The following is a 13,093-nucleotide window of genomic DNA, read 5'->3' as shown; positions in this document are numbered from 1 at the left end:
CTCGAGGGCCCTATGAGGCGTCGGGATTTTAAAGTGCGACCAGGTCAGATGACTGTCGACGTGACCTTTCGTTCGCCGACTGGATTGCTGTCCACGGAACCTTCCACGGCCACGTCAGCGACAACCGGATCGGAATCGTAGTAGTACTTGTACTCGTAGACACCACGACCGTTCAGCGGGGTCATCGTGATGACAGTACCGAGAATCGTCGCGCCCACACTGTGGAGATTGCCGACCGCCCTGCTCAGCTGTTCCCTCTTCGTCGTGCCGTGACGAGCAATCACTAGCGCACCGTCCGCCAGCGCTGAAAGAACTGCAGCATCCGTAACCGGAAGCAACGGCGAGGCGTCGATGATGACGTAGTCGAACCTTCTGCGGAGATCGGTAAAGACCGCATGGGCAGTGTCAGTCCCCAGCAGTTCGCTCGGGTTCGGGGGAATCGGACCTGAGGCAAGAACCGTCAGGTCAGCATTGCTCGTGACTTGAAGTACGTCGTCGAGATCTGCTTGCCCGGCCAGGACCGAGCTCAGACCGACGCTTCCGATAAGTCCGAGGTACTTCGAAACGCGAGGCTTACGGAGGTCACCTTCGACGAGACACACCTTCTTGCCTGCCTCGGCCAACACGAGTGCGATGTTCACCGCAGTCGTGGTCTTTCCCTCGGAGGGAAGAGAACTCGTAACGACGATGACACTCGGTGGGCGATCCACGGCCAGGAACTGCAGATTGGTTCGCAGCTCGCGGTACGCCTCGGCACTTGCGGAGTTGCCCTCGTGGAAGTTGATCGCTTGATGAACTTCGCGTTCCTTGTCGAACGGAATTGTTCCCACCATCGCCGCGCCGGCGATGTCTTCGACCACCTTGCGCTCTTTGACGGTGTTGTCCAGGCGATCACGCACCACAGCCAACCCGATCCCCAGCAGAAGCCCGATCGCGGCACCGAGCGCCACGTTCCGCGAAGTCTTCGGCGACACCGGTTCCGCGGGAGTTTGTGCTCGCTGTTCGACAACGACGCGCGCAGGTGCTGTGCCACCATTTGCGGGCGTACCCAGATCTTTGACCATCACGACAAACTCGTCCGAGAGCGCATTTGCGATTTCACGTGCCAGTTCAGGCGACGCATCTTTCACGCTCAAATCGAGCAGTACTGTATCCGGCGCCGATGTGGCGGTCACCTTGGACGAAATCTCCGCAGCGGAAAGCCCGCCGAGTCGATCGGGCCCGACTGAATCGATCGTTCTCTGTGCCAGTGTCTCGCCGGTAAGGAGCTTGGCGTAGGAAGTGACCAACTGCTGTGAGAGCTGGTTACCTTGGTAAGCCTCGTTCACGGTTGTTCCGGTAGAAGTCGACACGAACAGGCGCGTGGAAGCCTGGTAGATCGGCGTGGCAATCAACGAGGCGCCCAATGCGCCCAAGATCACGACCACAGTGACGACAGCGACTATCTTCCACCGTGCCTGCAAAATCTTCAGGTAGTCCCGTACATCCATCGTCGAATCTCCTTCGGCTCGAACACGTATCACGTCTTCGAGTAGTAATCGACAGCCGCTGTCGAGCCGCTGCACTCAATGCAGGCTGAACGAGGCAGCCAATCTTCTATCGCGTGTCCCTGCGTCACAGCGCGAGGTATTTGCCGAAACAGCCAGGGGGGAGAGGCCTTCACGGCATCTCACACATCTCACTTCCTGGCCGATGCATGATCGGGAAGTGGCGAACACGCGACACTGACAAACCCGCGACACTGACAAACCCGCGACACTGACATCGGGCCCACTCACACATCGCGCAGAGCAGACACAACGTGCAGCCAGGCTGAACTCTACTGCGTCATTGGTCTTTTCACCACCGCAACGGAGCCTCGAAACTTCCTAGAAATCGTCAGTCGACCGTGACGACCATGAAAGGGTCACATACCACAGCGGGCCGTAGGACCAACGTCCGTCGACGACCAACTACGCAACTTGCCGCCGGAAGTTGATGCATACCAACCGAACAAGGCATCATGCCCCTCACCCTGTGATGCACGAGCGGCTATCCCAGCATCTCCCCCGGCCACAGCTCGCTCGCTGACGGACTTTGGTCCCGGGCACACGGCCCCTTCCCCTCGATGCCTACAACACCCACCCTCCGTGAAGGTTTCACCGGTTTACGGCCTTCCGAGACCTCGGTAGGTCCACCCTGCGTCGCGCCAGGTGGTCGGTTCCAGACAGTTACGTCCGTCGATGATGACCTTCTTGCGGACGACAGGTTCGAGGTCCGACGGCAACAACTTTCGAAACTCGGTCCACTCGGTCAGAACCAAGACGACATCAGCGCCTGCACACGCTTCAAGTGCGCTCGAAGTGTAAGTGAGGGTGGGGAACAACGCCTTCGAGTTTCCCATCGCCTTCGGGTCATAGACATTGACGGCAGCGCCTTGCAGCTGAATCTGCCCGGCAACGTTCAGCGCAGGTGAGTCGCGCACGTCGTCGGAGTCAGGCTTGAAGGCTGCACCGAGAACCGCCACATTGGCTCCGAGTAGAGAACCACACGCTTCTCGAGCCAGTTCGACCATCCGAGTACGACGACGCATGTTGATGTTGTCGACTTCGCGTAGGAAAGTGAGTGCTTGATCTGCTCCCAGCTCACCAGCACGTGCCATGAAAGCACGGATGTCCTTCGGTAAGCAGCCCCCACCGAAACCGATTCCGGCGTTGAGGAATCGCCTACCAATTCTCTCGTCGTGGCCGATGGCATCGGCAAGAACGGTCACATCCGCACCTGAAGCCTCGCACACCTCCGAGATCGCATTGATGAACGAGATCTTCGTTGCCAGAAATGCATTGGCTGATGCTTTGACCAACTCCGAAGTCGCAAGGTCGGTCACAACAAAGGGAATACCTTCGTTCAAGAGTTGCTCGTACACTTCACGCGCAATCGATTCCGCACGTCCGGGTCGATTGCGGTCGACCCCGAGCACAAGCCGGTCCGGGTGAAGCGTGTCTTTCACCGCGTAGCCTTCCCGGAGAAATTCCGGGTTCCACGCCACCTCCACGTCTTGTCCGGCAGGCGCCAGTTCCCGTGCCCGCGCACCCAATCGCTCTGCTGTACCGACTGGCACAGTTGATTTCCCGAAGATTACGGTCGGCCTGGTCAAGAGGGGTGCGAGTGTCTCGATCACCGAATCGACAAAACGCATGTCGGCCGCGAACTCCCCCTTCTTCTGCGGCGTACCGACGCCGAGGAAGTGGATGTCGGCGAACTCTGCGGCCTCCTCGTAGGAAGCCGTGAATCGAAGACGTCCCGCGGCTATGTTGCGGCGCAGTACTTCCTCGAGTCCCGGTTCGTAGAAAGGAACCTCCCCAGCTTCGAGCATAGCGAGCTTGTTCGGATCAACATCCACCCCGAGAACCTCGTGACCCAACTCGGCCATGCAAGCTGCGTGTGTCGCCCCGAGGTAGCCTGTGCCGAATACCGCAATACGAGAAGTCATAACGATGTCTGCCTGTCGAAGTCGAGTTTACGTCGAATAATGCTGTAGTACTTCATGTCCTGATCGAATCGACGTTCTGTCGATACCACTCCACGGTCGATGCGATCCCCGCACGAAGATCAATCTTGGGCTGCCACCCCAAATCTCGAAGCTTCCCGATGTCAAGCAACTTCCGCGGCGTCCCGTCAGGTTTCGAATGATCCCACTCGATCTCGCCGTCGAACCCGATCTCGTCCGCCACGATCGCAGAGATCTCCGCGATGCTCTGGTCCTCGCCTGTACCAACATTGACGTGTTCTGCTCCGTCATAGTGGTCGAGCAAATGAAGGCAGGCATCCGCCATGTCGTCGACGTGGAGAAACTCGCGCCTCGGCGTCCCGGTGCCCCAGTTCACGACTGAAGCAGCTCCATCACGGCGCGCGTCGTCGAAGCGTCTGATGAGGGCTGGCAGCACATGAGAGCCCTTGGCAGAGAAGTTGTCACCCGGGCCGTAGAGATTGGTCGGCATCGCGGAGATCCACGGACGCCCGAACTGCTTTCGAACAGCCTGTACCTGCAGGATTCCCGCGATCTTGGCGATGGCATATGCATCGTTCGTCGGTTCCAAATGACCGGTCAGCAAATATTCTTCGCGAATCGGTTGAGGAGCGAATTTCGGGTAGATGCAGGATGATCCGAGGAACAGCAGGCGATCTACGTCGAACTCGGCCGCCGCGTCCATCACGTTCACCTGGATGCGAAGGTTGTCGGAGATGAAGTCCACCGGCAGTGTGCTGTTCGCCAGTATCCCGCCCACCTTGGCTGCCGCGAGGACCACGTTCTTCGGCCTCTCGGCGGCGAAGAACTCGAACACGGCACCGCGGTCGCGAAGATCGAGTTCGGCGGACGTGCGACCGACAAGGCGATTGAAACCGTCGGCCTCCAAACGACGCCAGATCGCTGAACCCACGAGTCCACGATGGCCCGCGACGTACACCGCATCGTTCCGATCGAGGGACTTCTGCGCGTACTCCCCCGTCATCGAGCATGCTCCCAATCCACCAGGTTCGGGCGGTCGATCCAGGGCTTGCCCTCACACTTCAGAGCCTCGATGTCCGCATCGACCATGATTCGAGCCAGCTCGGGGGTATGTACAGTCGCCTTCCAGCCGAGCTTCTGCTCCGCCTTACCTGCATCTCCGATCAACGCATCTACTTCCGTCGGCCGCAGATAGCGCTCGTCGAAGCGCACATGATCTTCCCAGTTCAGACCGGCGTGCTCGAAGGCCACCGTCAGGAAATCCTTGACCGAGTAGTTACCGCCTGTCGCGAGCACGTAATCGTCCGGCTCGTCGGCCTGAAGCATCCTCCACATTCCCTCCACGTACTCCGGCGCGTAGCCCCAGTCGCGGATTGCATCGAGATTACCCATGTACAAATCGTTTTCCAGGCCGGCCTTGATCCGCGCCACCGCTCGCGTGATCTTGCGAGTTACGAATGTTTCGCCTCGCCGCGGAGATTCGTGGTTGAACAGAATTCCGTTCACGGCAAAGATCCCGTACGCCTCGCGGTAGTTCTTGGTGATCCAGTACGAGTACACCTTCGCCGCACCGTACGGCGATCGCGGATAGAAGGGAGTCTGCTCGTCCTGCGGAGGCGGTGTCGCACCGAACATCTCGGAACTGGACGCCTGGTAGAACCTGCATTCGAGACCAGCCATCCGGACTGCTTCGAGCAACCTGATCGACCCGATTCCCGTCGTGTCTCCGGTATGTTCGGGCTCGTCGAAACTTACCCGTACATGTGACTGCGCTGCGAGGTTGTAGACCTCGTCCGGGCGTATCTGTGCGAGAAGAGTGACCAAACGCGCCCCGTCGCTGAGATCTCCGTAATGAAGGAACAGTTTTGCATCCGGCGTGTGGGGATCCACATACATGTGATCGATTCGAGCCGTATTGAACGTGGACGATCTACGAATAAGTCCGTGGACCTCGTATCCCTTGCTCAACAACAGCTCGGCCAGGTATGAACCGTCTTGGCCTGTAATTCCGGTAATCAGTGCACGTTTCACTTGAAACTCCGTCCTCGAAGCAGATACTTGTCTGCGAGTAGTCATCGGCCGAATTGTGTTGTGTGGGAGCAGCGAACCCACAACCAGAACTGAGAAACCCTCACGGCATTACTGCCTCCTTGATCCGCGATCTCAGATCCTCCAGTTCCGCGGCAGCGGAATCCATTCCGCGAGAGATTCGGGTAGATTCGTCGTGCCCTAGATTCAAGCTGCCACCCGTCGCATCGTCCATCCAGGAGGCCTGCGGTGCGAGTACCGGTTCCAGCGAATCCCTCAGCTTCGGTACCGAACTACTACCCGACATCACCGGTATCGATCCGCCTCGAGCGCTCAGGATCAAAACATGGAGGCGGTCACTGACGGTTACGGCGGCGCGCTCGTACAGGGCACGGACAGCGAACTCCTGTTGCCGATGGGTCGTGTCATCGTCCCATCCCATGTAGGGAATACCCAGCGTCGCAGCAACTTCGCGGTTGTGGCTGTCGTCCTCGACAACCTGGCAACAGGCCATCAAATCCAAACCATTTGCCGAGAACTGACTTTGGATCGACCGAAGGGTCGCGTAGTTCACCGGTCGGTCATGCCGAAGTGAAAGCAAGGCTATTTCTCGGCTCGCAGATTCTCTGCCTGCAGACTTCGCTCCGTCGGATACGCCGGCCCGGAACGCGAGATCGGGATAGAACCGACTCTTACCTCGCAGGTACTCACACGTCCTTTTGTCACGTGCCGCGTAGACGTCGGCTACGCCGACGAGGATCTTCTCGGGTACTGCCGCCATTGGGCTTCGCACCTCGATCGACCGGCCCAAAACGAGGACTCGTGTACCGAACATGCGAAGCACCGCAAAGACTGTCACCAACAACGAGTGCTTGACGACGCTTGCTGCTGATGCCCCCAGAACCGCCGGCCCAGGTGCCATCACGATCACTGCCCGCTTTCGGCGCATCGTATCGGACAAAATCGCTCGCCAGAAGCTGATACCCGAATCCATGACCTCGTCGGTCGGTTCCCAATCGAAGGCATCGACGTACTCCGCGCTCATACTGCCCGAAAATACAACGGGTTTGAATCCCAGTTCACGCATGTAGTCGACTGCTGTTCGGCGTATCTCGATGTCACCCAGATTGCCCTGAGCTGCTGCGATACTCATGAAGAACCTACGCATGGGGATCCCTCCTCATTGCAACGACAACGACACAGGTCAGCAATGCGGTTTGAAGTACATAGCTGAGCGAGAGCGACCACCCCGCTCCGAGCGCCCCGTAACGGGGGGCAGCCAGCACGATTCCGACGAGGCAGATCAAGGTGCTCACAACCGTTATGTAGGAGACGATTTCAACTCTGCCCGTACCTTGCAGGATCGCATTCAATTGGGACGAGATCGCTGCGAAGATCAAACTGAAGCAGACGACCTGCATTACCGGTACCGCGTCTACGTACACATCGCCCAAAATCGGTGGAACGAGTACAGGTATGGCAGCTGCGATCACACCGAAGATCACCGCGCTTGCGATGCATACGTACATCGCGGGTCGCAGAATGCCCTGGGTGATTCGCCCGGTCGTCGAGCGCGCCGCCGCAGGCATGAGAACTGCCGCAAACGATGTGGGAATCAGCCGCAACGGTGTGGTGATACGACTCGTCACGCCGTAGATTCCGGAGACGGCCGGCGACGTGACAAGTCCAACCAGCAGTACGTCGAAGTTGCGCGTCTGAGTAGCAACGGAATTCAACCAGAAGTGCGAAGACTTGCCAATGATCGACTTGTACGAGCGTCTCGATCTGACACGAGTGATCGCCGGTCCGAGCCGAATGGCCACGAAGACAGCGATCATCGAAGAGAACGCGAGGCCCACGGAATACCAGAACACTGCGTCGACTCCTGCGAGCCAAGCGGCCGCAACAAAAACGAGAGCAAGTGCTCGCCGGAGGAGCAACGACACCGCGTTCTGCCAGGTATTCCCGTCAGCGAGTGGTAGCGAGAGCAGCGTCTCGACGTAATTGTCCAGAACAACCCAAGCTGTCAACGGCACTACGAACCAAAGCTTCGGCTCGAAGACCGCGGCTACCGCCGCGGTAAATGCCAGCAATGCACCGACGGCCAGGTTGGCGCGGCGCGAGAACTCCAAGGTCGACGCGATGAGGGGTTCCTGGTCACCCAACGCACGGATCCGAACCAGAAATGGGGTGAACCCGAAGTTCAGAATGGTCTGAAGCACCAGTCCGACACCATAAGCCGCAGCGAAGATTCCAAAGCCGGACGGACCGGAGATACGCGCGAGTAGGACCATACTCAGTGCCTGAATCAACGCACCGACAAGACGTCCGCCGGCGATTCCCGTGAACTGAACCACCAAGGGGTTCGTCATCACCTTCATGTTCCACCACCCGGGCACTCGAACGAGTGCGGAACCCCGGCGCAGCGCGGTCGTGCGCCCTTCATGGTCGTCCGATCGACGAAACCGGGGCGCGGACGATCGAACTCGCCGGAACATCGGATGTAACAAGGCAATTTGCGCCGATAACCGAGTGGTCACCGACCGACGTGCCGCGGAGAATTGTGGACCTGGCCGCAATCCACACTCCGTTGCCGATGACGATCGGTCCGTTGTCGAACTCGAAAGTCCGTGACTGTCTGCTGTGACTGCCCGCGCACAGAAAGACGTCCTGCGAGACACAACTGTTCGACCCGATACTCACCGGTTCGAGATTGAGGATCCATGCTCCCTCACCCACCCAAGTGTTATCACCGATCGACAGTTTCCACGGCCAATGGATCTTCACGCCGTGCCGAATCAGGACTCCATCACCGATCTCAGCGCCGAACAGTCTGAGAATGGCAACTCGTATGCGTGCCGGCACGAACCAGGCCCGGAACAGTGGTGCCACCGCGAGCCAGGCGACCTGCACTGATGCCGGACGTCCCTTGTCGTATCCTGCCCCGGTGAATTCGCCGAGGGAGAGCTGCGGGTGTGTCATCGCGCTCGGGCTTGCGTCGGTCGAGTCGGCAAACTGTCTCGATTGATGAGTCCGTCGAAGAGGTCACCGAACGCGGTGGTGGCAGAGCCGGGAGACAAGGTTTCGTGCACGTACTCCCCCCCGTTTCGCGCGAGTTGAGCGGCACGGACGGGGTCGGAAACCAGCATCTCTATTTCACGTACCAATGCTTCCGGATTTCCGGCGTCAACACGTACTCCCGCCCCGGACAGGGCGATCTCCTCGCCGGAGGCACTGTCCGAAGATGTAGCCGCGACGACAGGTACCCCTGAAGCGAAATACGATGTAAGTTTGCTCGGAACGGCCATACTGCGAAGATCGGCCAACTCGTTGAGAAGTAATGCGTCCGCTGCTCGCAGCACATCGGTGAAGTCCTCGCCGCCAACAGGATCCATGAATTCGATCCCGGTGCATCCCTCGGACAGCTCTTCGAGATGGGCCCGCTGATTCCCATCCCCCATCAGCACGAATTTGATGTCGGACTGGCGCGGCCCAAGTAAATGCGCGGCGTTCACCACGTTCTCGAGCCCTTGCTTTGCACCCATATTGCCGGCATGCAGAACTATCTTCTGTTCCGGCCCCCAGCCCAATCGCTTTCGCGAATCTTCTCGGGTGCAGGCAGACTGGGAGAGATCCAGGTGGGTCCAGTTCCTGATGACTGTGACGCTGCTCGAGTCGACTCCGAGGTTGTCCTGCGCATGCTTCGCGAACCGCGGGTGGATCACGACGACGTGATCGGACTTTCGCAAGATCCAGGATTCGGCTCGATCGACGAGAGACGACAGGCCTCCGCTCAGCTGACCGGTCTCGGACGCGCCCAGTCCGTAGAAGTCCTGCACCCACAGCACCACGGGTGTGCGCGATCGAAGGAGCCTGGTCCTGATGACAAATGCCGCCGAGGACAAAAGTGTAGGACTTAAACACAGTATGAGGTCTGCTCGATGGAAAAGAGTCGCCCAGGTCGCCCTCAAAGCGAAACTTGCCTCCATCAGAATTCTTCGCAGGAAGCTGGGATTCCGGGGGATGTAATGACGAAGTCTTTGAACCGTCAGATTTTCTGACTGCTCTACGGAAGACAGACCTGAGAAGCCATCCATCTTTCGCCAGAATGGATAGTGCGGATACCCTGTCACTACCCTGACGTCAGCACCGGCATCCGCTATCGCATTTGCCAAACCCTCCGTGTACGGAGCGATACCGGTTGGCTCAGGAGAATAGTTGATTCCCACGATCAGGATTTTATTTCCCTGATTATCCATCGTGCTCATTTCCCTTTTCAGCTAACTCAGGACGGCAGTCCGTGCACAGCTTGCAGGTGTGCACTTCTCTGCGTGTCACTCTCGAATCGTTCGGCGACTTTCCGTGCCGGAACTCCGACATTCACCGAGAAACTCTCGACGTCGTTCGTCACGACCGAACCGGCTCCGATAACCGCACCGTCACCGATCTTCACACCGCTCAATATCACCGAACAGGCGCCTATCCATACGTCTGTTCCAATTTCGACAGAATCGCGTGCACCAGGCTGACGGTCCCCCACCCACGTCGACGCGAGCATCGGAATACCCACCTCGTCGATCGCGTGGTCTTCGCGCCCCACGATGTAGACGTTCATTCCGATCATGACGTGGGATCCGATGGAGCCGTCTACCTGAATAACGGTTCGGGGTCCGACGCTGACATTATCGCCGATATTCAGCCGGTGAGGCGCACTGATGATGGCTCCACGGCCGGCGTTGAAGTCGCGCCCTACTGAAACATTCCCGTTCGATATTGCGAGTCCATTCATTATTCCGCGAAGGGCTCGCCTGACACCTGACGGTAGGCGTGATCGGTTGCTCATCGTACGACCATCTCCTTGGGCCATCCCTCATTGTCGAATTCGACGACCTGACCTCGCAACGCAGCAGAGATCCCCGATGCCATGGTTTCGGCGGAATAGAGATCCCCTACCTTCGCTGAAACTTTCTCCGCTGGAACGGGATTGGAGACAAGATGCAAGAAGTAGTCTCGCAGCGCCGCAGCCAGCGACTCCTCGGTCGTCGGTGAGTAACTCTGCATAGGACCGACAGCAGCAAGTTCGATCTCGGGGGCGTGCGGGGCGTCCTCGGGGTACAGCATCGGGACTCCGAATCCCAAACTCTGAGTGACACTCAACCCGACGTATCCGGGAGAGATCGACATGATTGAGCGTGCGTAGATTTCAGCAAGTTCGATCGGACTTTCAATGCGTCCGTGTACCACAACGGACTCTTCCAGACCTAAATCGAGAATTTGCCGTTCTATCGTTTCCACCGCATTGCCGAAACCCACGATTTCCAACACGGCACCCTCGTCGACGAGGCCTGATTGGTGGAAAGCCGGAACCAATTGATCGACGTTCTTCTCGGCAACCAATCGGCCGACATAGACAATTGATTTACGCGATTCACCGGTGTTACCAGCGTTGATGTCAGCGCGTTTGTACAAAGAATTGGGTGCAACCCAAACTGGTTGGCCTGGAACCTCGAGCTTGGCTGGGACCACACTGGCGTACCCGTAAAGAATGGTCCCCTGAGACAAGCGGCGCATCGTTCTCCGAAGGAAAGCCGTCTTCGACGAAGAACCTTGCCTGGGATGCAAATGGCCCCAAAGAAGAGTACGGCGACGCGCTATTCGTCGAAGGACCAAAATACTCCACGATGTGAGACTACGGGGGTTCAAATCCAGGATAGTCACGGACGCTGAAAGCGGATTTTTCCAAGAACCCACCTGAAGAAGAACCTTGTCACCGAAGATTCCGATCCGTCGAACGCGGTCGTAGAAATCCGTGTCGATGCCAGTTCGTACCGTGGAATCCAACCCGTAGTCCGAAGCCAGAATATCGAGATTTCCTTCCTCCATCTCACGCAACACCTCGATGCACGGATTCCGATACGTTGGAATCACCGCCAAATACATCGAGTATTTTTTTGATGACATCGAGCCTGCTCCCCCAAAGTTCTCATCGAGCACCACCGATTGGCCAGTGTGCATTGCGCAGTTCCCTTACTTCGGATCCCAGGCAGGGTTCGCCGGAAATGGCGAATCGGATTCGCGATACGAATACGAAAGACTGACTAACTGAACGGATCAGTATGCGCCGTCACTAGCCATTACGGCTTTGAGCGTCTTCACGACGATCATCACGTCCCCGACCATCGACCAGTTGTCGACATAGGACAGATCCAGCCGAACGGTTTCTTCCCACGAAAGATCCGAGCGCCCGCTCACCTGCCACAAACCGGTGATACCCGGTTTGACCAGCAGTCGCCTTTTCACGGCCCCGTCGTATGCCTCTACCTCACGCCTCAACGGCGGTCTCGGACCAACTACGCTCATCTCGCGCCGGAGCACATTGACGAACTGAGGCAACTCGTCAATCGAAAACTTTCGAATGACGCGCCCCACCTTGGTAACCCGAGGATCGTCACGCATCTTGAACAGGACACCGGCGCCCTCGTTATCCGACAGCAGGCTGTCGACCTGCGTATCTGCGTTCTGAACCATCGATCGGAACTTCAGCATCGGAAAGGGAACCCCGTCCAATCCCATTCGCTCCGACCGATAGAGCACAGGACCCCGACTGGTGAACTTGACTGCCAACGCCGTCACGATCAAAACGGGACTGATCAAAATGAGAATTACAGATGCGAAAACGACGTCGAAGGCTGTCTTGGCGAACCGTTGAGCACCGTGGTATCGCGGACGTTCGACGTGAATCAGTGGAAGGCCCGCCACCGGCCGCATCGACAGTCGCGGACCGGAAACATCCAGGATTCCCGGTGCCACAACAAGATCGACGTCCTTACACTCCAGATCCCAGGCCAGTTTCCGCATACCGTCGTAGCCGAGGTGTTCCGTCGCCGTAACCGCCACCGCATCGGCTCCGACCAAGTCGAGTGCGTCGGTCACATCGTGCTCGTCCCCGAGGACCGGTATTTCGTTGCCGTCGACCACGATGACTCTGTCGCGACGACCTAGTTGACTGGGTTGGCAGACGCCCACGACCCGGTACCCGTCACCGGGAGCTCGTTCGAAGGTTTGGGCCATTTTCTTGACTGCAACCGGGCTTCCCACGACTAAGACGGACGTCTGGAAATCGCCGCGCGAGCGCTTCCTCGCAATCACCTTTCGCCAGATCCAGCGGCTCGCCATCAGCGCGGTCAGACCGACAGGAAATGCGAAGGCCAGATAGAGCCGCGCGATGTCCAACTGCAACAGCAAGCTGACAATCGCAATGAGTCCGAAGAGGCGAACTGTCGCGACGAAGATTCGCCTGTACTCTTCGGGTCCGCTGCCGATCACACGAATCGAGCGTGTGCGAAAGATCCCCAACGACGATAACCACATCGCCGCCAATGCAATTGACACACCGGTGTAGCTGAGTTGCCCGAGGATTCCGGGGCTCACTGCGCGGCTGTCTCCACCGAATCGCAGCCATTGAGCCAGGAAAACCGTCGCCACGATGATCACCGAATCGCCCAGGAACAGCCTTCTGCGGTACGCCGTTTCCCATTCCCTCCGAGAAGTCGATCCGCGGCGGAGGTCGGGCAC

Annotated in this window: 11 protein-coding genes; all 11 read right to left on the bottom strand. The window is 58.2% G+C overall.

Annotated elements, in window-relative coordinates; translation table 11 throughout:
* Positions 1–44: 44 nt before the first annotated feature.
* Positions 45–1,490 (bottom strand): polysaccharide biosynthesis tyrosine autokinase, encoded by a 1,446-nt coding sequence (locus tag RWT78_RS12770; protein WP_314675999.1) that lies wholly within the window; start codon positions 1,488–1,490, stop codon positions 45–47.
* Positions 1,491–2,146: 656 nt separating this feature from the next.
* Positions 2,147–3,472, bottom strand: a complete 1,326-nt coding sequence (locus RWT78_RS12765) for a UDP-glucose/GDP-mannose dehydrogenase family protein (RefSeq protein WP_314675998.1) — start codon at positions 3,470–3,472, stop codon at positions 2,147–2,149.
* Between the two features lie 52 nt (positions 3,473–3,524).
* The gene (locus tag RWT78_RS12760; RefSeq protein ID WP_003943641.1) at positions 3,525–4,493 is read right to left on the bottom strand and encodes a GDP-L-fucose synthase; all 969 of its coding nucleotides are present in this window, start codon (positions 4,491–4,493) and stop codon (positions 3,525–3,527) included.
* Positions 4,490–5,521, bottom strand: coding sequence for a GDP-mannose 4,6-dehydratase (gene gmd, locus RWT78_RS12755; protein ID WP_181991934.1), 1,032 nt, complete (start codon positions 5,519–5,521; stop codon positions 4,490–4,492). The genes RWT78_RS12760 and gmd overlap by 4 nt, the downstream gene beginning before the upstream one ends.
* Before the next feature lie 100 nt (positions 5,522–5,621).
* Positions 5,622–6,671 carry a polysaccharide pyruvyl transferase family protein gene (locus RWT78_RS12750; protein ID WP_314675996.1) on the bottom strand — a complete coding sequence of 350 codons (1,050 nt, stop codon included), beginning with the start codon at positions 6,669–6,671 and terminating at the stop codon, positions 5,622–5,624.
* Between the two features lie 7 nt (positions 6,672–6,678).
* The gene (locus tag RWT78_RS12745) at positions 6,679–7,890 is read right to left on the bottom strand and encodes an oligosaccharide flippase family protein (protein WP_314675994.1); all 1,212 of its coding nucleotides are present in this window, start codon (positions 7,888–7,890) and stop codon (positions 6,679–6,681) included.
* A 70-nt stretch (positions 7,891–7,960) separates the two neighbouring features.
* Positions 7,961–8,500, bottom strand: coding sequence for a DapH/DapD/GlmU-related protein (locus RWT78_RS12740; RefSeq protein ID WP_064443236.1), 540 nt, complete (start codon positions 8,498–8,500; stop codon positions 7,961–7,963).
* On the bottom strand, positions 8,497–9,777 hold the full coding sequence (locus tag RWT78_RS12735; RefSeq protein ID WP_164490553.1) for a glycosyltransferase: 1,281 nt from the start codon (positions 9,775–9,777) through the stop codon (positions 8,497–8,499). The genes RWT78_RS12740 and RWT78_RS12735 overlap by 4 nt, the downstream gene beginning before the upstream one ends.
* A 26-nt stretch (positions 9,778–9,803) precedes the next feature.
* A complete protein-coding gene (locus RWT78_RS12730) occupies positions 9,804–10,142 on the bottom strand; it encodes a DapH/DapD/GlmU-related protein (protein WP_024487404.1) in 339 nt (112 codons plus the stop codon).
* A 215-nt stretch (positions 10,143–10,357) separates the two neighbouring features.
* Positions 10,358–11,533 (bottom strand): glycosyltransferase, encoded by a 1,176-nt coding sequence (locus RWT78_RS12725; RefSeq protein ID WP_082661466.1) that lies wholly within the window; start codon positions 11,531–11,533, stop codon positions 10,358–10,360.
* Between the two features lie 96 nt (positions 11,534–11,629).
* A complete protein-coding gene (locus RWT78_RS12720; protein ID WP_314675989.1) occupies positions 11,630–13,093 on the bottom strand; it encodes a sugar transferase in 1,464 nt (487 codons plus the stop codon).

The organism is uncultured Rhodococcus sp. (assembly GCF_963525155.1).
Classification (GTDB): Bacteria; Actinomycetota; Actinomycetes; order Mycobacteriales; family Mycobacteriaceae; genus Rhodococcus_F; species Rhodococcus_F qingshengii.
This window is presented reverse-complemented; position numbering and strand designations above follow the sequence as displayed.

Bases quoted from the DNA above. Each gene is read 5' to 3' on its own strand.
- RWT78_RS12770 (WP_314675999.1), bottom strand. From the start codon at position 1,490: ATGGATGTACGGGACTACCTGAAGATTTTGCAGGCACGGTGGAAGATA.
- RWT78_RS12765 (WP_314675998.1), bottom strand. From the start codon at position 3,472: ATGACTTCTCGTATTGCGGTATTCGGCACAGGCTACCTCGGGGCGACA.
- RWT78_RS12760 (WP_003943641.1), bottom strand. From the start codon at position 4,493: ATGACGGGGGAGTACGCGCAGAAGTCCCTCGATCGGAACGATGCGGTG.
- RWT78_RS12750 (WP_314675996.1), bottom strand. From the start codon at position 6,671: ATGAGTATCGCAGCAGCTCAGGGCAATCTGGGTGACATCGAGATACGC.
- RWT78_RS12745 (WP_314675994.1), bottom strand. From the start codon at position 7,890: ATGACGAACCCCTTGGTGGTTCAGTTCACGGGAATCGCCGGCGGACGT.
- RWT78_RS12740 (WP_064443236.1), bottom strand. From the start codon at position 8,500: ATGACACACCCGCAGCTCTCCCTCGGCGAATTCACCGGGGCAGGATAC.
- RWT78_RS12735 (WP_164490553.1), bottom strand. From the start codon at position 9,777: ATGGATAATCAGGGAAATAAAATCCTGATCGTGGGAATCAACTATTCT.
- RWT78_RS12730 (WP_024487404.1), bottom strand. From the start codon at position 10,142: ATGATCGGAATGAACGTCTACATCGTGGGGCGCGAAGACCACGCGATC.
- RWT78_RS12725 (WP_082661466.1), bottom strand. From the start codon at position 11,533: ATGCACACTGGCCAATCGGTGGTGCTCGATGAGAACTTTGGGGGAGCA.